This is a genomic window from Legionella bononiensis (assembly GCF_016786215.1).
Classification (GTDB): domain Bacteria; phylum Pseudomonadota; class Gammaproteobacteria; order Legionellales; family Legionellaceae; genus Legionella; species Legionella bononiensis.
The window spans coordinates 132,143-152,902 of the sequence record NZ_JADOBG010000015.1; the positions used below are offsets into that span (position 1 = coordinate 132,143).

Here is a 20,760-nt window from a genome sequence, read left to right on the forward strand (position 1 = left end):
AAAGAGAGTTCATGCTCGCCGTTATGATTCGCAGCACTTATCTGATTTGATGTTGATCTATCAACGCGAATGTAACAGTTTTCCACAATTCAACTGAGCAACCCTACAAGAGACTATAATTCAATGGACTGTTATCTACAGTATCAAAAACCTACTCAGGGAAACGTAAGCTTTTATCGTGTTTAATCATCGCTTGAACTTCTGAAAACGTTTTAGGTTTTGAAAAATAATAACCCTGAATTTCATCACAACACGCGTTGATTAAAAATTTAACTTGAGCAGCGGTTTCTACTCCCTCTGCAATCACGGACACACCTAAACTATGAGAAACTGAAATAATCGCGTTGACTATTTTAATACTGCCCACATCGTCAGGCAAACCATCAATAAATGATTTATCAATTTTAATCACATCAGGCGCAAAATTTTTTAAATAGGCAAAAGAACTGTATCCTGTTCCAAAATCATCCAATGAAACAGTAATGCCCAATTGTTTTAATTCCATTATACATTGAGATACACGTTGTTTATTAATCATCAATATGGTTTCAGTGACTTCCAATTCAAGATATTGATAATTCACCTCTGCGGCGGTCATCAATTGATTTAATCGTTCTAATAAACTGTAGGAGCTACTGAATTGACGGGCTGATAAATTAAGAGAAGTCTTTATTGGAATCTCACTTCGAGCTATATCATTAATTGCAGTAGACAAGACCCAATCATTTATTTCTAGAATTAAATCGGATTCTTCACAAATGGGAATAAAATACTCTGGTAAACGGATGATATTTTTTGGATCATGCCAACGGATTAATCCTTCAACACCAGTAATTTTCCCTGTTTTTAAAGATACCTTGGGTTGATAATAGAGCTCCAATTCATTATGTTTAAGAGCATGGTGCATTGCATTTTCAATTTCAATGACGTGACTTGATTGTTTTATAGTGTCTACAGTTGCAAATTTATACTGATTGCTCCCTTCTTTTAATGATTCAATAAGAGCTAAATTAGCACTGCTCAATAGTTTAGAAGGTGTTGTACCATTTTGTGGATAACTGCTAATTCCAATACTCGCTGTTAAGAAAATATCGAGATTATTTTTTTTAATGGGTTTTTTTATTATTTCTAATAATTTATTTACAAAATCAATGATACTTTTATTATCCTCTAATTGATGGGATAAAAAACCGAATACACCTGGCTCAGTAAGTGCAACCATATCAATAAGTGATGATGAACTTTCAACAAATTTCTTACTGATCTCCTGATGAACCTGATTTCCGACATCATAACCCAGGGCATAATTAATCAGCTGATAATTATTCACTCGTAATGTGATAATAATCATAGATTTTGTTTTCTGCTCAATCAGTTCACTTATTTTATTCATAAATGAACATTGATTGTGCAGACCAGTTAACACATCATAATCAGTCATGTATTTCAGTTGATCATTCAATAACATATGTTGAATGTATTCGCCAAACTCCTCTGCGAGTTCGGATATTATCTTATAGCCATCTATATCCAGATTTAATGTGTGGCGATTATAAAAACACAAAACCCCAAGTTTACGATTGGATACCACTATAGGCACGCCAACAACTTCTTTCAGTTTTATTGGTTTTCCTTGAGCAACTACATGAATCTTATTAAAATGAGAATAATGAGTACTGTACTGAATAATACCTAGCTTGAAACAAATGATTTGAAATGAGTTTTTTATTTTTTCGGAAATAACCACTATTTTTTTGTTATTAAATGTAACATGCAACTCATCACGAGACCAATGAACCAAACATGCCAAGGTGTTCTCTTTATCATCAAAAATCCAAAATTCACCAATTTCATAACCAATAGCCAAACATATGGACTGTAATGTTCTTTGTGAAAAGACTTTCATGTCTTGTGTTTGACTTAAATTTTTATGCAACTCAGTCCTCAAGCGTTTTTGCAAGGCTGTATTATATTGTGCTGTCATATCACTAATTATACCAAGAACTGCGATAACATTTCCCTGCTCATCCATTGAAGGAAAGAGTTGGTTCGATACTACCGCAATGACCCCATCCCCCCTCAGGACTTTAATATCAATTGTGATTATTCGAGCACCTTGTTTCGTTTTATCAATAGCATCCCATATCTTTGATCTGTCTTCAGGTATAACAAAACTCAACCAGCCGTGGGGATCTTTCTTAATCAAATCAACCCTTTGTCCAAATATCTTTTCAGCATAGGAACTCAAATAAGTTATTTCATTGGTACTGACTGTCATACGCCATAATACCTGATGAATATTTTCGGTAAATTCTAAAAATAATTGCTCCCCATCAGAACTTTTATATTGAATGATTTTCGATTGTATTTTTGATCGCATGATGTAATAAATAACCGCACAACTCACAATGATAAATACAATGGCCGTGGTTAAAGTATAGGTTGTTGGCGAAATCATGAGCCTATCCATATATTCCCTTTAAACTCATAACTATAATTATCAGCTTGATTATTCGACTTTATTGCGAACGACCAATTAATACTGTTTAAAGTATAGAACACATTTCTCTGATATTAATTAATCCAGGATTTGAACAGGCATAGACTATTTTTCTAGACTATAATAAATCGAAGAGAATCATAAGTCTTGTAACAAAATACTCATCACAATTCTTTAAACAGGAATTACATAAAAGGTTCATTGCTATGGCAAAAGGAACAAAAAGTACCCCATCTTCATCTGAGCAGTTAGACAAATGTTTAACTGGCATCAAAGGTATCGATGAAATTACCCATGGAGGCCTTCCCCAAAACAGATCCACTTTAGTAGTTGGCTCTGCTGGTTCTGGTAAGACACTCCTTGGTATGCAATTTCTAATCAACGGCATTAAAAGCAAGGAACCTGGATTATTTGTCTCATTTGAAGAAACAGAACAAGATCTGATTAAAAACTGTCTTTCATTGGGTTTTAATTTAAATGAAAAAATTAAATCAAAGCAACTGGTTGTGCAACACATTCACATTGATCGATCTGAATTTGATGAGTCAGGCTCCTACAATCTCGAAGGGCTGTTCATTCGAATCGGTTATCTGATTAATAAACATAAAATAAAACGAGTTGTAATTGATACAATAGAGGTTTTATTTAACCATTTAGACAATACCAGTATAATTCGCTCAGAACTAGAACGTCTATTTCGTTGGCTGAGTACAAAAAACGTGACCTCAATAATTACTGGTGAGCAAGGACAAAATACCATTTCCCGTCATGGTCTAGAGGAGTATGTTGCTGACTGTGTTATTCTCCTTGATAACCGGGTTATTAATGAATTAGCGACTCGTTATTTGCGTATCCTCAAATATCGTGGTTCATCTCATGGTTCGAATGAGTTTCCTTTTATCATTGATTATCAAGGAATTACTCTTTCTCCAGTCACCTCAATTAGCCTCGATTTTATTGTACCCAATAGTTTTGTTTCGACTGGGATTAAGGCATTAGATGAGGTGTTAAGTGGCAATGGTTATTATGTAGGAGGAAGCATACTAATTAACGGATCTGCGGGAACGGGAAAAACCAGTCTTGCCGCAACATTCGTCGACAGTCAATGTAAATCGGGTAAAAAGTGTATTTACTTTGCTTTTGAAGAATCTTCCGATCAGATAATACGTAATATGAAATCAATTAATATTAATTTGGAGCGATGGAAAAACAAGGGTAAGTTATTGTTTCAAGCGATAAGACCGAGTATTTATGGCCTGGAGTCTCATTTAATTAAAATGGTGCAACTGATCCAGGAATTTAAACCCGATAGTGTTGTCATCGATCCTATATCCAACTTAAACCTTATCGGATCTCAATACAGCGTTAAATTAATGTTAACTCGATTAATCAACTTCCTTAAGATGAATCAAATAACAACAATTATGACCAGTTTATTGCATGAAGATAGTTTTGAAAAACAAATAGGTATTTCATCCTTAATGGACACGTGGATTTTTTTAGATAACGTTGAAATTGATTTAGAACAAAATACCTTACTTATTGTCAAAAAATCACGTGGCATGGCCCATTCTCATCAGATGAGAGAATTCAATATCACGAAAAATGGAATCATTTTAAATGAAGTGTACATGGGTGCTGGAAAAATTGTAGTAGGGTCTTCTCGTTTAGTACAAGCGATGCAAGATGAAATACAAGATATTCTCAAAACTCAAGAATTTACCCAAAAAATGCACCAACTTAAAGACAAACAGCGTAAAGTTGAATCCGATATCAACGCATTAAACGACCAACTCAATAATATTAAGGATGATATACAAACATTAGACTCCAACCAGAAACATATTAAACAAATAACAGATGAAGGTATCAAAAAAATTCGCAAAACCAGGACTCTATTACCCCAATCAGCTGGCAAGAGAGAGAACTAAGATGAACAAGAAAATAACAAAAATATCAATGTCCTCAAAAGAAAAGCCATCTATAGTTCCGTATAAAAACTGGCGATTGATCCTTTACATTGCAGGAAAAACGCCACATTGTATGTTAACGTTCACCAATTTAAAAAATTTCTGTGATCAGTATCTTCCTGCACAATACACGATTGAAATCATTGACCTACTGATTTACCCTGAACGCGCCCAATCTGATGACATTATAGCGATACCAACGATTGTTAAATTACTTCCTACCCCTAAAAGATACATCATTGGTGATTTTTCTAATCATGAATTGATGTTAATGAAACTGGGGTTGAACGCAAGCACCGAAATGTAAACAAAATAAAAGTCAATACTTCGAAATACGTTCAGTTAATCCTTTCTTGTATCGCAATCTCATCTTTGCTCCTATGCAGTGTGAATAAGTCAGTTCAATATCCACAAAGCAAGATCTTGATTCATAAGTATTTAGTCTCATCAGTTGGGAGACGGTATTGAACCAATTTATAGATGAAACCAAGGTGATGTGACGAGTACTTTTTCACGGGGTAAAGAGAACACGTCATTGTGGCTGCATCTTTTTCAAGAAAATCACGTCAGTGCCGCGGATATTGGTTATTGTATTGATGACCATTGTTGTTTCCCGCAATAAATTGTGAATATCAGCAAGCAAATCATAGCCATGTTGTTTTAATGGCCTCAGTAAAAAATAAGCCTCGCCTCCGTAGGTCAATGAATTGGCCAAGGCATTTATAAAATGTGCAAAGGTGCTGTCTAAAAAAAACCGACAGCGATTTTTAAATTCAGAAGGCGAAAGTACTCCATGCCCTTGGTGAAAATAAGGGGGATTACTTACAATCAAATCAAATTGTTCCGCCCATTGTTCTTCAAGCAAGAGATCGTAATTGGCCAAATGCCAGTTTAATTGCAACTCAGGCCGGTTAATCAAAGCGACATTTTTATGAAAATAATCCGTATAAATAGCCTGAACATCCATAAAATCAATATACCTAAGTTCACGAAGATGCCAGGTAAGCTCCATACCAATCACACCAGAACCGGCACACAGATCCAATACGCGCAACGAGTTAAGATCTTGCCGATCCCGTAATTGTTCCGCAACAAATGATGCCAACTGAATTGAATCGAGACTACAACGATATTCTTCTGGCTGATGGTATTGATAAGTGAACATCGAGAAGGAACCTGTTGGCAATAATGATATTCAAACCTGATAAGCAAGCATAATAACGAACTATTAATAAAAAATCAGCTCTCAGGTTGCAAGCGAAGTGTATATCAAAAGGGAATAGAGTAAAAATACACCCCCCATTAGAATGAAGGGTGTTCTATAGATTAGTCTAATAGTGGAACAGAGCTGCTTGGTTCTGGTTGACGCTCCATTGCCATTAATAAAGCAACTGAGTCAACTGTTACATAGGCACGCGCATATTCAGCGAGAACCGTGTGATATGCTTCCAATGTTACAGGTTTCCCTACAAATTCGGCCAATTGATTTAAACAAAAATATTTTTTGTTATCTGTTGCAGAATGTAGATCAGCATTATTAACCATTAAATTTAATATTCCCTTAAATGCAGATATTACTCTGTCAGGGTGAGCTCCTGGCCAAATATCACCTTGAAGCTTTTCAATTTCGAAGCCTAACTTTTTATCTAAAGGATCAGTTGAAGAGATAAGAGAAGCGGTACTTTCTAGATAGGCCATAAGATTATCATTGACCTGTTTAAAAAAACCAGCAAATCCACCGGTATACAAATCAAATGTACTAAAATATTGACTTGGTCTGGAAACTGTTGGATTTTGAGGAATGATGTCCGGTTTAAAGAATGATGAAGATGTGGGTGAAGATCGAGTTGGGGATGGTGTTCTATATGAACTTGATCCAGGCTGATAGTTAGCATGTGATGACGTCCAATCCGGCTTAATTGCCTGAGCGCTAAATTGGTCAAAATATAATTGAGCTTTCGCTTCAGTATCGAGTAATTCCCATACCTTAGCGACTACTTTAAATTCCTCTGCATCTCCTCCACGGTCAGGATGTGATATACGCGCTTTTTCGCGGTATGCTTTTTTTAATAGATTAAAATCTGCAGTGGGTTCAAGACCTAAAACTTCATAAACTGTTGCCATTTGAGTTACTCCTATAATTAATGTACAGGAACAATTGTAACTCCATATGACCAAAAAAAGAACAAATTGTTTGTAATAACCACTATTGATAAATCATATAATGAGCACCGCTTCATTCAATTTAACAATCTACCAACCCCCTTGATAAGGACGGTGTTTACTCATCTGATTAGAGTTATTTCCTCGGTGATAATGGAAACGCCATTGATTTTGTTGGCTTTTAGGATCTTTAATCGGATGGTAGTCAAAGGCAAACAATCGATGCAGCTTGCCATCAGGTTTTTTTTTATAAAAGTTGACTCCGCCGCCACCGGTTCTGGAATAAAGAACGAATGCGGCTTTATAATTTCCTTTTTTCAACAATGCGTAAGCAGCCAATGAAGTTGCTAAAAATATAGCTGCATTCTGGCTATAAGTATTTTTTTTTGGATCGGATTTTTCGTTAAGGTCCAAAGTGAAGCCTGCAATAAATAATAAAATATATTCTACATCATTTGACAAATAAATGAACCCTCTGCTCAATAATAAACGTCTAATACAGGCTACACATTCCTACTTTTTGATACCAATCGTAGCCTGTATTAGACGAAGTCGTAATACAGGATCAACCTCACCCAATATCACCCTTCTATTATTCAATTACAAACGCGGAACCATAAACTTTTGGCAAATTCGGTTTGATTCGATCCATTACAATACGGAATAGCATGATGACATATAAAATCCTGGGGATTCGCCTCATTTGTGAATGGTGCAATCCATTATTTTTAAGAGTGGAATTATGGAGAAAACAGCTGAAATAATTCGGATGGAATCCATCCTGTATTACGACTTCGTCTAATACAGGCTACACAGGAGGGTCAATGTATGGTAAGTCCGATACAGAAACACTATAAAAAATATTCATATCAGTACATTGAATCTCATTAAAAGAGTCTGGGTACACACGAATAATGCGGTTATGTGAATCACAAACACAATGATAAAGAATGGACCCTCCGCCTTCGCGGAGGGTGACGGGGATGGGATGCGGAGGGTGACGTAGATGGGATGCGGAGGGTGACGTAGATGGGATGCGGAGGGTGACGTGGATGGGATGCGGAGGGTGACGAGGATGGGATGCGGAGGGTGACGAGGATGGGATGCGGAGGGTGACGAGGGATTCATTAGTTCAATTTAAACAGGGGAGTCAACGCCATGTGTTTGAGTTCCTTTAACCACAATTCTCTAGGTTTACCCCCTGGAGCAGTCGGTTCAAACCAGTTGTTTTTACACCAGAGATAAATATCCAGACTTTTCATTTGGATAAATCCATTGATATGGTGTAAGTCGCGATCATCAATTGGTAAAATACTGCGGTAACCCTCAAGATACCAATGAAACAGGTGCTGCCATTCCTGAAATGGTTTTTGGCACAAATCTAAAAACGGTTTGGCGATATCGGCCATAAACCAATGATAAACGGGTTCGTCAAAATCAATAAGATGCACTTGCTTTCCATCATACAGTACATTTCCAGGGCGATGATCGCCGTGAGTTAAACCAAAATTATGTTCTGTAGAACTCATCTGATTAAATTGTGCATCAATACGCTGATATAACTGCAGCAATTCCCTATCTTCATTGTGCAGATAAGTTTCAGTTTCTCGCCACAGATCCTTCCAGGATAAAAATTTGCGGTTTAAGGGACGATAGGATTGTGCTGCGCGGTGTAATTCAGCCAGTGCTTTTCCCCATGCCGTATATTTTGATTGGTTCTGGTCATTAAAATCGATAATGGTTCCGGGAACTTCCAGACAGACATGAGTCAGGAACGCAAGATCATTTTGTTTGACATGTTCTATAAATTGATCGCTTTTCGATGCAATTACCCGGCAAATCGGAGCATTTTCCTGAAACAGATGACGTTGATAATCAATGGCTGAATCCAGTTCATGCCATGATCTTATTTCGTGATGCGTCATCCTTAAGTAATACCCTTGTCCCTGATCCTCAAATCGATAAACACAATTAATTTGATTATTAATCAATTGGAGATTTTCAGGAGAATCAACCCATTTTAATGCCGCATTTAATGCCGTTTCCCTCGATATTTTCTTTAACGTGTTTTCCCAGCTCATTATTTATTTCGCTCTTCATGCTCGATTAACCATTTTTTGCGGCTAATTCCCCCGCCATAACCGCCTAGCTCACCATTAAGATTGATGATTCTATGACACGGTACAATAATGGCAAGTTGATTTGCGCCATTTGCATTGGCTACAGCTCTGAATGCTGAGGGTTTACCGAGTCGCTGTGCCTGTTGTGAATAGCTTCTGGTTTCACCATAAGGGATGCCTGTTAATTCCCGCCAAACATTCTTTTGAAAGTCGCTGCCAATAAGATGAATTGGCGTTAGAAACTGTTTTAACTGACCAGAAAAATACTTTTTAAGTTCGTGTTCAATTGAAGTTATGGGTTCGGATTTTCCAGGAATAATCGCAGCTTTTGTTTTAATTCTCAATCGTTCTACTTCACGTTCCAATCCTCTTCTATCAACAAATTCCAGAAGAAACAGAGACTGATCATCAGCAACAGCAAGCATTGGACCAAGAGGAGTATCCAACCAGAATGATTTAAGAATGTTCGGGTGTTTGGCAAAATTGCCTGGGGCGGTGCCCATGATTTTAGTAAAGGCATCTCTGAATCCACTACTTGAATCATAACCTGCATTAAGTTGAGCCTCGATGACCTGATCCCCGTCTCTAATGTGTTTCATGGCAATGCCCATGCGTCTTGCCCTGGCATAGGCTACAAAAGTCATACCAAATCGTTTTTTAAATTGTCTACGCGCTGTTGACGCATCTACCGAAATGGCATCAAAATCGCTGTCTTTCCACCTTTTTTCCGGATTGGCTTCAACAGCGGCAACCAATTTTTGTACTAACTCGGAAACCTGTTTGGGGTTGGATAGAGGACGGCAACGTTTACAGGGGCGATAAGACGCGAGCAATGCATCCTGAGCGGTCTGAAAAAATTCACAATGTTCCAATTTGGGTTTTTTGGCAGGACATGTGGGGCGACAAAAGATGCCAGTAGTTTTAACCCCTACATAAAAAACTCCTTCGTATTCACTGTTTCTTTCGAGTAAAGCCTGATAGTACTCATTGTTCATCGCTGCAGTTACCATGGTAGAATTAAAATCTCATAATAATGAATCTTAATAGTAACTATAGCGAGTTTATAAAAATGAGCGACCGAAATTCAGGCATCGAATTTTTAAACTCAGGTCATAGCGGGCAATAGAATCAGGCGCTTGCCTGAAGACCACCCACCTCCGTGTCATCGGAAGGTGTTATTTGACGTTTAAACAGCCATGAAGAATAGAGAGCGCAAACACCGCAACTGATTAAACCTATTGGTAGAGCATAGAGATTTTTTGTTAATAAATAACCTACTGCCATGGATAGAATAGAGGAGCCAAAAAGACGGACAGTGCTTATAAAGGCAGTAGCCATTCCTGCATTCTCTTTAAAATCAGAGAGTGCCAGAGACATCGTTGGTGCAGCGCTTACGCTGATCCCTAAATTACAGATTAAAGCAAAAGATAAAGCGATGAGGCTAAAACCATAAAGTTCTGAACTCAATAACATGGCCATTCCACCCAGAATAATTAACCAGTTTCCCATGAAAATGGTTGATGTCATGCTGAAGCGCTTTCGTAACCATATCCCTATATAATTTCCAATGATTATATTTAATCCATTAAAGATAAAGATAATGCCAAAAGCCAAAGGAGAAAATCCAAGAACATCAATAATCAGATAGGACGAATTAATAACAGTAAGCATAACAGCCGTAAAACTGAACATCATAATAAACGAAGCAGACCATAAGGACATTTTGGGTAAGATTGCCTTGTAGGAGTTGAGCAAATTGTTAATTTTAAATGAGGTTTCTGGCGGACTCCAGAACGGTGATTCAACCAATATCCTGCGCGATTGGATGTAGAGAATCAAAGCCATTCCTGCCATAACTATGAAATTAAATTGCCATCCAAACCACGTAAAAATTAGAGAACCCAAAACTGGGGCAAAAATGGGTGAAGCAGATACTATCATGGAGATATAGGAAAGTACCTTTGCTCGTTCAACTTCATCCTCAAAGTCCCGCGATGTTGAAAAAGCGATTAAATTGGAACAACATAAAGCAAAACCCTGAATGGCTCGTCCCAAGATCAAAACCGTTATATTCGGGGCAAAGGCACAGAGTACGCTGCCGATCAGAGCAAGTAACAGGCTTCCTGGGAGGAGAACACGTCGTCCAAAATGATCAATAAGAGGTCCCCAAAAGAGATGCGTCACACCAAAAACAAACAGATAAACGCTTAAAGTCAGTTGGCTCAGGCTATGCGTGGTTTCAAATAAACTGGTAATGTAAGGAAGCGATGGTTGGTATAAATCAAATGTTACCAAAGAAAAAGCTGAGAGAAGACCAAGAAAGAGAATAGAGTTACGTGATTTAGCCATGATGCTCATCAAATATAAAGAGGGGAGGGATTCTATCAAGGATTGTTCTTTTTTTGAATCGTATGAAGGACGTTTATTAATTAATTCCACTAAAACACGATGGTTTTTTTAGTGTACCTGTTGCTGGGAGCACCATTTGCACCATTCCGCACTCATCTGTCCTATAGAAGGGAATGAGCAAAGTATTCATATTTTCCAATGTTTTATTGTGAGGAAAATGGAAGCGATTATCGAATCCTAAGGAAGCAATGGCATATTTAGGAGCTGTTTCCAATAAAAATCGATAGGAGGACGAGGTTTTACTGCCATGATGAGGAACAATTAAAACATCCGAGGCAATTTGATCGCCATAGGTTCGTACCAGATAATCTTCTCCTGTTTTTTCTATATCGCCCGCTAATAAAATGCTGCTGCTTGAGGTGCTTACCTGTAAAATGCAGGAGTTATTATTTTTATCATTGAAGTGAATAGGAATAGAAAAAAAACGAAAGCGCACTCCATTCCACTCCCATTCCGGATAATTATGGCAATTGAAGCCCCGATGATAGAACTGGGGATCATTGACAATCAATTGATCGACTTTGAGTTCAGCTTCAATTGATTTGAGTCCTCCCCGATGATCTTTATCAGGATGACTGATGACTATTTTGTCTATTTTTTTTATCCCAATATCCGTAAAGTAAGGAAGGACAACCATTTTACCTAAGTCACTTCCCTGAAAAAATTGATCACCAGTATCATAAAGCAATACATGATCTCGGGTTTGTATGGTTACAGCCAATCCCTGACCAACATCCAGAACCCGAATTAAAGCCTCTCCCTGTTTTATTACTTCTTTATAGGGAAAGAAGGGAAACAGGATCCAGATTATGGCCAGATATTTAAAGGGTTTTACTGGAAGTACCATCCATACCAATAAAGCTGCCATTAAAGAAAGTACAGATATTATGGAATTCAGTGACCAGAGGATATTGATTCCTGCCAGATGTTCGGTCCAGATCAAAATTTTAAACAGCAGCGATACAAGCCAGGACAGGGGATGCATTAATAGAACGGACCAACTGAAAGAACTGATTGCCAGCGTCATTAACGCTAATGGAACGATAAGAAACCCTACCAGAGGAATTGCGAATAAATTCGCGATAAATCCATTTATTGAACCATAGGAATACCAATACAGGGTCAAAGGCATCAAACCGATTAAACAGCTTAATTGTAATGCCAGATTACCTTTAACTCCCCTTAATCCCCAGCGTTGCTGGGTGAGCAGCAGGCAGGCAACAGCGAGAAAAGAAAAGTAAAATCCTTGCATAAATACCGCATGCGGTTCAAGACATAATACGCCAAAAAGAGCATAGCGCCATACTTGCCAGATGGTATACCGTTGTATGCCAAGGCAGTATAAGGTATAAAAAAAACAGCCGATCAACGCTCTTTGTACTGGTGGTTCAAAACCCGCCATAAATGAATAGAGGAGAGCTATTCCAAATCCACCAATACTGGCAATGGAGATGGCCGGAGCAAATAAACAACAGCGGACGCTTCGAGACCACAACCAGCGCAGAATTAAAAATACCAATCCGGATATCAAGGCAATATGTTCCCCTGAAATACCAAATAAATGCGTGGTACCAGTTCGTCTGAACAGTTCCCAATATTCCTGGTTGATGTGTGTCGTTACATTTAAAGTAAGGGCTTCCAATATTCCAGCCGTTCTTTCATCGGGAGCACGTTGTGTCAAGGCAGTCCCCAGACGTTCACGAAGCTGCAACCAGTTTATGGTGGAGTTCTCATTGATTAATTGATTAGCTCCTGAGCGAATATATCCAGTCCAGTAAATATGATGCGCAGAAAGAGTTCTAACGTAATTGGAACTCCCAGGATTCATGTAATTTCGCGGCTTTTTTAATTTGACTGATAACCTCCAAAGTTGACCAGCATGTAATGTCGGTGCTTTGTGATACCAGGATAATTGAATAAGGCCCTGTGCTGGACGATTATTCAAGCGTTCAATTTTAAAATTGAATTTAGTTTTATCAGAGCTGGTAATTGGAATAGACGCAACGGTTCCTACGATCACAGCATCAGGTAGTACAGGATTATCAGGCATTCCATGTGGCGCAGTCATCCATTGATGAGTCCAGGCAAGAGTTATTCCCATAAAAAATAAGACAGGAATGGGGTAACGTGGTGTTATATAAAACAGTATCAGCGTTATGGCAGGTAAGAAATGATTAAAGGTATACAGATAGAGTATACCCATGAAAAAGCAAAAAATTTCCATTGATTTTAGTGTTGGACTTTCCGTTGGAGGGTAAATGTAATAGATGTAACGCAGTGAAGTAAAGAACAATTTAGATCATCTAGTGCCGTTTCCATTGAGTTTTAATTGGTTGAACCGAGCCGTGACCGTCAGGGAGCGGAAATTGAAACAGGATACCGCTTGCTAACACGCGCGGCTCGGATGTACACAAATAACTCGTTTTGTATAGCGCTATCTGTCAAAACTCAATGGAAACAGCGCTACGGATTCCAACATTCGGTTTGAGCTGTTGCCGTTGAGTCAACAGCAGTTTTCACGTTAGCTTGATTCACACTCATACTGGCGCATTTTGTATCTTGTATCTGGCTGCCTAATGGCGTTGCTGTCAGGGTATACGTTGTAGCAGTGAGGTTTGAAACGTTTATACTGTAAAAGCCTTCAGGAGTTGTTTGAGGAAATGTCGGTTTTGCGCCGCAGGCAGCAAGATAAGAGAAATTTTGGGAATAACATCGCTCCAAAATAATTTGATCCTGAGTAAGTATCGCCAGGGCATCTGCCCGCCTTGATTTTTGGATAAACTGTAAATAAGAAGGGTAGGCAAATGCGACCAGGATTCCAATGATAACCAGCGCGATCAGGAGTTCGATTAAAGTAAATCCTTTCATACCTCGTACGATTTTATTAATTAATCTATTATCCCTATTCATTTTTTATCCCTTATTGAAGTTGCCACCATCCGATTTTCCTTGGAGTATTATTAGGGTTGATAATTGAAGTCTGCACCCCATTCGATTGAGTTATTAATATAACGATGTGGTTGTCCTGGTTGGGTCCTAAAACTGTTGGGGAATTTGCATAACTGTCCGACAAGGTAATACCAACAGGATATGATCCATTATATTGATCCTGAGCATTAAAACCACCATCGCCATTGATATCAATCTGCGCACGGAGGAAGGATCCGCCTGTAAGGTAATTCAGTTCCAATAACATTGAGGAAAATCCAATTCCGCAGGCCGTTAATGGAGGTGTATTTAAAGTAGCAATGAATGTTCCATTAATCAATTCCGGGTTTGTTATTATACGTTGACCAGGAATAGCAAGATCCGCGAACCAACCCAGTTTATTATTCCAGTTAATTGTATTGGCGGTCACCGTAAGGATGGATGCGGATAAGCCGGAAGTACCTGGAGCAATCAGACTCAGAGTTTGCTGTTGCAGATCAGTACGAGCGTAAGTAACCGTAGTTAATGGTTTATCCCATACGCCATAGACAGTTTGAGTTTGCGTGTTGAGCAGATCACTGGACGCGATTAATTGTCCAGTACCAAACAGAATGAACAAACCCTGTTTTCTAGGATAATTGGGGTTCAGAGTGACTATGGGAGCTGTGGTAATGGGTTGAGCTGTACCGCTCGAGTCGCGTGCCTGAAATAATAGGCGAACGGTCCAATTGGCAGGATTAGAATCAGATACATTCACTGACCAAAGATTTCCCTGGAGATCACCGGCATACACCACCGTAGTGGGTTGTCCTTGTAATCCATCTTTCTGTGCCAGAGCGACAGATGATAAACCCTGAGGTAACGTCGAGTTACAGGCGCCCGATACAGCAGCACAAAGATCAATTTTTTTAATGAGGGCACCGGTTTGAGGATTGACCGCATAGAGTATTGATGAATTAATTGTACTGTTGTACCCATTGCCAAAAAATACCGCAAAAGTGAGAGGTGTTGACGTTGACGTCCCTATCTGACCAATTTGTGGCCTACTGTAGCTTAAACCCATATCCGTATCGGTAAATTCCCAAAGTACTGAATTGGCTACATTATTTTCTGAAGTGATAGCCAATGGATCAGTAATATCCAATGCATAAATGCTATTACCTCCAGCGTTTTCACCACCAACCAGTATGGTATGCCACGTGCTGTCTGAAAATTGCACATCACCGTTTTGTGGTGAACCATTGACATAGAATTGATGGCTCTGGTTATAAAGCGGGGCAGTCAGTTTTTGCAGATTAGCAAATACTGCATTGGGTATAAATGAAAAGAGCTCCTCACCATTGGTCGCATTAATTGCATGCAACATTCCATCATTTGCTCCTACATAAAGCATGGGTTGACGGTTGATTTTCGCCTTGGCGAAAGTGACATAGCTTGGATCTAAATAAGGAGATTCTGGAGCACCAACATAGATAACCTGACTGTCAACAATATCACCCAATATGTGAGAGCGATTTCTGAAGGTACCGCCATTTCTTTTTTCGAGAGCCGTATTACCACGAAGATAATCTAATCGATTTTGTCCTAAAAGATCGGAGGGTTGGAGTTGGGCTTTTTGAGTGGTATTAAGGCTTGCCCAGCGAAATGGGATTCCGCTTAAAGCCACAGGATCCCAGGTGGCGACAAAACGACTGCTTGACCATCCTGTACCTGCAACTAAATTATCCAGCTGCGTTTGAGCGGACCAGTTAATGGTTGAAGTAGGAGCACCGGTACTAGGATCCAGTTGTATCGCAACTAAATTTCCAGTCCAATCCAGGTAAGGCAGATCACTGGATACAAAGTTGGCTTGATATTCTACTGTCTCACCGTTCAGATGAGTAGAGCTGACCGCAGCTGCTGAAGTGGTGAAGGTTCCGTTTTGTATGGCCACCATAATGGTATTCAGGCTGTCTACAAGGGTGTTAGGATCTGTTGCAGGATAGTAATTCTCTGTACCCCCTGCAACCGCCATAGCCGTAAGTGTTGAAGCTGCTGATGGATTAATGGTTGGATCGACTCCTGCCCCCAAACCGATTACGTAAGTGAGTATTCCATTGCTTTTCAATGTTTTTATGGTATTAATGGCATCAGTCAGAGCCTGATTATTCGTAGTGTTTAAGGAGCCATTGGCATTAAAAGTTGCTGTGACGCCATAACCAGCCGCCGCAGCACTACCTAATGGCGGCCAACGTTTTCCGCTGAGGTCCATGGTGGGTAATCCATCAGAAATTAATATGACGAATTTTTGTTGCGGACAGCCATTCCCACTCGTTGTACCAAGAGCAGTAAGGTAGCTATTGGCTTTGGACAGCAATCCGGCAATAGGGGATTGTAGTGCAGAAGCTTTGATTTCAGTTGTTGATGTAGAGTTGGTTTCAGGTTTCAAATACGGTAAAAAAGCATTGAGTGCATTAGTGACCGTGGTTGTTGTAGGTACGGTACCTGCTGAAGTCATCTGGACCAGTACAGTACCGGTTGATGCTGATTGATTACCATAGTAACCAAATCCTCGCCTGGCGTAGATTACCTGTTTTGAGTAAGGCACAAATCCGGCATTTGTAGGACCAGTAGCAAAGCTTCCAATATTAGGTAAAGACTTGGAGTAGCTAAGTAATACGCTTCCTGAGTTATAATTGCTTAAGGAAAAGTTAGGTGGAAACGGAGTGGCTGGGGTAGGCCCTGTATAAGTTAGAAACACTCCGGCTAATGAGCCTGAGGAGTAGAGGACGTCACTGATCTCCGGATCGTCACTTGAGGCTCCTATTTTCATGTATTGGCTCGAAGAGACAACGGTTCCGCCATAAAAACCGGCTATTGAGCTGCAATTGCTGGATACAGTTGATGATGCGGAGCCGTAATTATAACAAGGATTAATGACGTATCGACTTCCAGCTACCTGGGTATTGGTAAAGCTGAAATTATTGTCGCCTTGAGACATATAATAGACCCAGGTGTTATAAGATTGTACACTGCTAGTACTGTATGTTGCCAAAGCAAAATCTGTAGTCGGTATGTAATTCTCGAGAATAGCCTGTACACCTTGTTTAGCGACATTTAATCGACTGGGGCTGTTGTCAACAAGAACGCCACTTTGCGTAACGGTATAAGGTGCTTGACCAGTACCATCTGCTGCCTGTATCGGAGGTGTAAAACCTGTAGGTACCAGGTATTTCAGTGGTGAGCTTGAACTGCTCAGTGAGCTTAAACTGGATGCGAGGGAACCTGAGCCTGTCATAATGGCGCCACTTAAATTACCATCCATGGATTCAGAATTTCCTATAGCAATAAATACTTGGGGATGAATTGGACTGGCCATGATTATTGGGATGTTGGGAATGTTTAAAGTGGACGCAGCATGAGCAGCATTAAATAAGGAAGTTATGGCACATAACAGTAACGTCAGTATTGCCCCTGAGACCATTTTAATTATTCTGTAATTTCCCTTTCTGAATTGAAGCGTGTCTATTAGCCTGTCCATGATAATAACCTATTGTTGAAGTTGTATCGTACTTTGTATGAGTACGGAAGAGGTTCCGTTTGATCCAACCGAACGTGCAGTAATTCGATAAACATGGGTAGGCGATTTCATGTTTTGTCCGGGTTGGATGACGGAAGGAAGTTGTTCAATGATATAACTGGATTGAGTACCTGAACCACCTTGGAAGCTATTTATTACGGCGGAGCTGCTTGACCAGTTTACGGTTTTCCAAATCGGTGTTGTGCTTGAGTCAAATAAATAAAGTCCATTGGTATTATTAAGAAAATTTTGAGTGGTGTAGGTCGCGTTGAGAATCTTGTTCACTGCTTCATTCAGAGCCCCTTCAGTTTTTTCAAAACTGATTTCTGAATCAGTGGCATTGGTTGCTACACGGGTTTGTGTTGTATTATGTGATGATTGGGTCAAACCCATCATAGTGAGCATGCTCATTAACACAAGAGTAGTAATCAGGATGTAACCTTTTTGTTTTAATTGAGTTAGTGAGGATAGAGTATTCATAATATGGCATTCCTCAAATTAATCGTCATTTCAAATACATGACGAAGACGATTGTCAGCGGGTACTGTTACTACTGTGTCCAGGACCGTATATTGGTTGGTAGTCAAAGTACCTGATCCGATTTTTCCTTCTATTAAAAAACCCAATCGTACAGAATAAACTTGAGTCCAGTCTGTTACCGCATTCGCCGTGACGTATCGGTTTACCACGCCATTCGATCCAATTCCGTATTGTACTTTCATTATGTTGATGCCTGGCACAAGAGGTTCAATGGTCCAGCTGTTTCCAATTAATCGAGCACGCATCAAGGCACTTTGTCCTCCCTGTCCCTGCCCGACAAAAAAAGCGGTTTGTTGCATTTGGACGAATTGCGCGCCAGGTTGAAAATTTACTGGAAAGCTGCTTGATATATTTGCCAGAACACCAGTACCGGCATCATGAGTAATTGTTGTTCCTGCAACACCTGTAATTTTAAATAGTACTGATTTAATACAATCAGAGACAGCCCCGAATTGTCCGCTGGATAGAGTGGTACCACTGACACTTTGTAGCGTCAGAGAACTGCTTCCTGAATCTATGGTTGTTACTCCTAAAGGGACTGTATTGGGCGCTGAACCGAGGATAATCAGAACATCATTACCTTGTTGAACATTTCCTACCAGAGATGCATCCAATGCTGGACTCCAGTTGTTGGCATTACTGCTGTTGGCAGGGTTTGCCTGGGTAATGGTAAAACTTGTGGTACTGCCATTATAGCCTGTCAGCATCGCAGGGCTGTTATTGATTGAGCCTAATGGAGAAGGACCTCCGGCGTTTAAATTCGAGACAGCCGATGTCACGTTACCACAACCTGTAAAACCGGCTGATCGAATGACAGGGGCAATTAAATTGGTAATGGCATTTTCTGAACTTTGAACCAGATCCTGAGAGTTCGATGCTTTATAAAGTTGGCTTTGTGCCAGATAAATTTCCAGTACCGCATAACTCAACAAGAGCCCAACAACGCTTGCTACCATTAGCTCAATTAATGAAAAACCATTTTGATGTGTTGAGTAAGTTTTCATATTTGGCTCTGTATGCTTAATTGCACAAAATTAGGATTAGCAGCTGCGGCACTGCTTGCGCCTAACTGATTTTGTGCCTGGCTATCATCCCATTGCACCGTTACTGTAATCACTGTATTTCCTGCAACACCAGAAAGTGCCGAAGTGATTGAACCGCTACCATTGGGTAATTTGGAAACGTCCTTCGTTAACCAATACCATGTATCATAAGTGGCCATTTGTGTTGGTGTACACGTTGCAGAATTACACATCACCGAAGGAGTAGAAACTGATGTTGGGAAACCATTAGTTCCAATATTACTTATATTATAATTTCCATTGATTGCTGCTTGAGAATTAGCACGAATTCTATCAAAAATGTCGTATACAGATTGAACTGCCTGGAGTTTTGCATAGCTTGAGTTATTGGCTTTATTGGATAGCATTAACATACTGGCTATTCCAAGTAATCCAATTGCAAATATGACAACAGAAACCAGGACTTCCAATAAGGTCATCCCTTTTTGTCGTGAATTTGTCCTCAATCCAGCATACATAATGAAATCTCCATCAAGGACAGGTTAGGGAACCGTTATTCCAGACTGCTTGTCCCGGTGTTGTTCCGGTTTGTACGTAGCCTGTTGCAAGAACTTCAACAGAACGGGCAAAAGTTCCGCCTCTGTTGTCACATAAAGTGAAATTACTCTGTGTAGTTGATAGTCCATATCGGTCAAAAACCACTTCTGTGGTATTAGCCGATAAGGTTGGATCTGTATTAGAACTCTGTTGACTTTTAAGAAGGGCAGCTGTTCCCGAAGTAGGTTGTGTAACGATAATCCATCCTGCACTCCAATCTGCGCCACAGGTAGTCGAACCAGGACTACCCAGGGGACACACTTTTATGGTCATTGCCTGATTTAATGCGGTACTGCGTGCATAATTGAGCGCATTGACCAATGAGTCGGTATTTGATGCGAGACGATTGTTTAACACCATAGTTCTGAATGCCGGTATTGCCACCATTAAAAGGATGGACAGTACCAAGAGGGTCACTAAAAGTTCAATCAGGGTAAATGCTGCAAGACAGGATCTGCTTCTGGTTTGCTTAAATGGTGTCCTGAATTTTTTTTTAAATGGCTGCAATTCATTTTGAATGGACAAAGGAATAACGCAAACGCGAAATAATACAACATTATTTGCATTTTTTATTGCCATAGTATGTGAACCAACTAACATCCTGTCCAAAGTATGTTCCTTTTTTTACCATGAAATTACTGCTCTATTAATTATAGTCTATTTATTGATCTATTATTGTGACGGAGATCACTAGAACATTGCTATTAAGTTGATACGTCATCCCGAGTAAAGCGAGGGATCCTCCCTTTATGGCATTGTGCTAAATCAAGGAGATCCCTCGCTTTGCTCGGGATGACGGAGTTGCGACAGGGGATGACTGGATTGTGGAAAGGTGGATGGATGTACTGTCATTAAATTGAGGACTCTGCTTCGAGCCGTTCGGGCTGAGGAGAGGCTATATCCTCGTCTCGAAGCCTGGGAAACTGGGCTTCGAGACGTGAACGAATTAAGA

At 39.7% G+C, this 20,760-nt stretch carries 16 protein-coding genes; 2 read left to right on the top strand and 14 right to left on the bottom strand.

Translation table 11 applies throughout. The features are described from left to right. Positions 1-151: 151 nt before the first annotated feature. Positions 152-2,458 (bottom strand): GGDEF domain-containing phosphodiesterase, encoded by a 2,307-nt coding sequence (locus IZU94_RS10560; RefSeq protein ID WP_203110447.1) that lies wholly within the window; start codon positions 2,456-2,458, stop codon positions 152-154. Positions 2,459-2,706: 248 nt separating this feature from the next. Between IZU94_RS10560 and kaiC the strand changes: the two genes are divergently transcribed. Beyond that, complete coding sequence (gene kaiC / locus IZU94_RS10565; protein WP_203110448.1) at positions 2,707-4,431, top strand: circadian clock protein KaiC; 1,725 nt, start codon at positions 2,707-2,709, stop codon at positions 4,429-4,431. Position 4,432: 1 nt separating this feature from the next. Next, positions 4,433-4,777 (top strand): circadian clock KaiB family protein, encoded by a 345-nt coding sequence (locus IZU94_RS10570; RefSeq protein WP_203110449.1) that lies wholly within the window; start codon positions 4,433-4,435, stop codon positions 4,775-4,777. Between the two features lie 225 nt (positions 4,778-5,002). On the opposite strand, the gene IZU94_RS10575 is transcribed toward IZU94_RS10570, so the two are convergent. The 13 genes from IZU94_RS10575 to IZU94_RS10635 form a co-directional block, all read right to left on the bottom strand. Beyond that, a complete protein-coding gene (locus tag IZU94_RS10575; protein ID WP_203110451.1) occupies positions 5,003-5,635 on the bottom strand; it encodes a methyltransferase in 633 nt (210 codons plus the stop codon). Between the two features lie 161 nt (positions 5,636-5,796). After that, positions 5,797-6,594, bottom strand: coding sequence for a J domain-containing protein (locus IZU94_RS10580; protein ID WP_203110453.1), 798 nt, complete (start codon positions 6,592-6,594; stop codon positions 5,797-5,799). A gap of 129 nt (positions 6,595-6,723) precedes the next feature. Beyond that, positions 6,724-7,095 (bottom strand): hypothetical protein, encoded by a 372-nt coding sequence (locus tag IZU94_RS10585; protein ID WP_203110455.1) that lies wholly within the window; start codon positions 7,093-7,095, stop codon positions 6,724-6,726. A 665-nt stretch (positions 7,096-7,760) separates the two neighbouring features. After that, complete coding sequence (locus IZU94_RS10590) at positions 7,761-8,714, bottom strand: phosphotransferase enzyme family protein (RefSeq protein ID WP_203110457.1); 954 nt, start codon at positions 8,712-8,714, stop codon at positions 7,761-7,763. Next, entirely contained in the window at positions 8,714-9,748 is a 1,035-nt protein-coding gene (locus tag IZU94_RS10595) for a bifunctional transcriptional activator/DNA repair enzyme AdaA (RefSeq protein ID WP_439649228.1), read from the bottom strand. Before IZU94_RS10595 ends, IZU94_RS10590 begins: the two co-directional genes overlap by 1 nt. A 133-nt stretch (positions 9,749-9,881) precedes the next feature. After that, positions 9,882-11,102 (bottom strand): MFS transporter, encoded by a 1,221-nt coding sequence (locus IZU94_RS10600; protein ID WP_203110461.1) that lies wholly within the window; start codon positions 11,100-11,102, stop codon positions 9,882-9,884. 76 nt (positions 11,103-11,178) lie between these two features. Continuing rightward, positions 11,179-13,386: a DNA internalization-related competence protein ComEC/Rec2 gene (locus tag IZU94_RS10605; protein WP_203110463.1), complete on the bottom strand. Its 2,208-nt coding sequence runs from the start codon at positions 13,384-13,386 to the stop codon at positions 11,179-11,181. A 239-nt stretch (positions 13,387-13,625) separates the two neighbouring features. Further along, positions 13,626-14,072, bottom strand: a complete 447-nt coding sequence (locus IZU94_RS10610; protein ID WP_203110465.1) for a type IV pilin protein — start codon at positions 14,070-14,072, stop codon at positions 13,626-13,628. Positions 14,073-14,082: 10 nt separating this feature from the next. After that, on the bottom strand, positions 14,083-17,610 hold the full coding sequence (locus IZU94_RS10615) for a pilus assembly protein (RefSeq protein ID WP_238400416.1): 3,528 nt from the start codon (positions 17,608-17,610) through the stop codon (positions 14,083-14,085). A gap of 9 nt (positions 17,611-17,619) precedes the next feature. Then, a complete protein-coding gene (locus IZU94_RS10620) occupies positions 17,620-18,129 on the bottom strand; it encodes a pilus assembly PilX family protein (protein WP_203110467.1) in 510 nt (169 codons plus the stop codon). Then, a complete protein-coding gene (locus IZU94_RS10625) occupies positions 18,126-19,193 on the bottom strand; it encodes a PilW family protein (RefSeq protein ID WP_203110469.1) in 1,068 nt (355 codons plus the stop codon). The genes IZU94_RS10620 and IZU94_RS10625 overlap by 4 nt, the downstream gene beginning before the upstream one ends. After that, positions 19,190-19,729, bottom strand: coding sequence for a type IV pilus modification protein PilV (gene pilV / locus IZU94_RS10630; protein ID WP_203110471.1), 540 nt, complete (start codon positions 19,727-19,729; stop codon positions 19,190-19,192). Before pilV ends, IZU94_RS10625 begins: the two co-directional genes overlap by 4 nt. 13 nt (positions 19,730-19,742) lie before the next feature. Beyond that, the gene (locus IZU94_RS10635; protein ID WP_203110500.1) at positions 19,743-20,408 is read right to left on the bottom strand and encodes a GspH/FimT family pseudopilin; all 666 of its coding nucleotides are present in this window, start codon (positions 20,406-20,408) and stop codon (positions 19,743-19,745) included. Between the last annotated feature and the right edge of the window lie 352 nt (positions 20,409-20,760).

What these genes read in the sequence shown, in the direction of transcription:
- IZU94_RS10560 (WP_203110447.1), bottom strand. Translation starts at nt 2,458, where the DNA reads ATGATTTCGCCAACAACCTATACTTTAACCACGGCCATTGTATTTATC.
- kaiC (WP_203110448.1), top strand. Translation starts at nt 2,707, where the DNA reads ATGGCAAAAGGAACAAAAAGTACCCCATCTTCATCTGAGCAGTTAGAC.
- IZU94_RS10570 (WP_203110449.1), top strand. Translation starts at nt 4,433, where the DNA reads ATGAACAAGAAAATAACAAAAATATCAATGTCCTCAAAAGAAAAGCCA.
- IZU94_RS10575 (WP_203110451.1), bottom strand. Translation starts at nt 5,635, where the DNA reads ATGTTCACTTATCAATACCATCAGCCAGAAGAATATCGTTGTAGTCTC.
- IZU94_RS10580 (WP_203110453.1), bottom strand. Translation starts at nt 6,594, where the DNA reads ATGGCAACAGTTTATGAAGTTTTAGGTCTTGAACCCACTGCAGATTTT.
- IZU94_RS10590 (WP_203110457.1), bottom strand. Translation starts at nt 8,714, where the DNA reads ATGAGCTGGGAAAACACGTTAAAGAAAATATCGAGGGAAACGGCATTA.
- IZU94_RS10595 (WP_439649228.1), bottom strand. Translation starts at nt 9,748, where the DNA reads ATGAACAATGAGTACTATCAGGCTTTACTCGAAAGAAACAGTGAATAC.
- IZU94_RS10600 (WP_203110461.1), bottom strand. Translation starts at nt 11,102, where the DNA reads ATGGCTAAATCACGTAACTCTATTCTCTTTCTTGGTCTTCTCTCAGCT.
- IZU94_RS10605 (WP_203110463.1), bottom strand. Translation starts at nt 13,386, where the DNA reads ATGGAAATTTTTTGCTTTTTCATGGGTATACTCTATCTGTATACCTTT.
- IZU94_RS10610 (WP_203110465.1), bottom strand. Translation starts at nt 14,072, where the DNA reads ATGAATAGGGATAATAGATTAATTAATAAAATCGTACGAGGTATGAAA.
- IZU94_RS10615 (WP_238400416.1), bottom strand. Translation starts at nt 17,610, where the DNA reads ATGGACAGGCTAATAGACACGCTTCAATTCAGAAAGGGAAATTACAGA.
- IZU94_RS10620 (WP_203110467.1), bottom strand. Translation starts at nt 18,129, where the DNA reads ATGAATACTCTATCCTCACTAACTCAATTAAAACAAAAAGGTTACATC.
- IZU94_RS10625 (WP_203110469.1), bottom strand. Translation starts at nt 19,193, where the DNA reads ATGAAAACTTACTCAACACATCAAAATGGTTTTTCATTAATTGAGCTA.
- pilV (WP_203110471.1), bottom strand. Translation starts at nt 19,729, where the DNA reads ATGTATGCTGGATTGAGGACAAATTCACGACAAAAAGGGATGACCTTA.
- IZU94_RS10635 (WP_203110500.1), bottom strand. Translation starts at nt 20,408, where the DNA reads ATGTTAGTTGGTTCACATACTATGGCAATAAAAAATGCAAATAATGTT.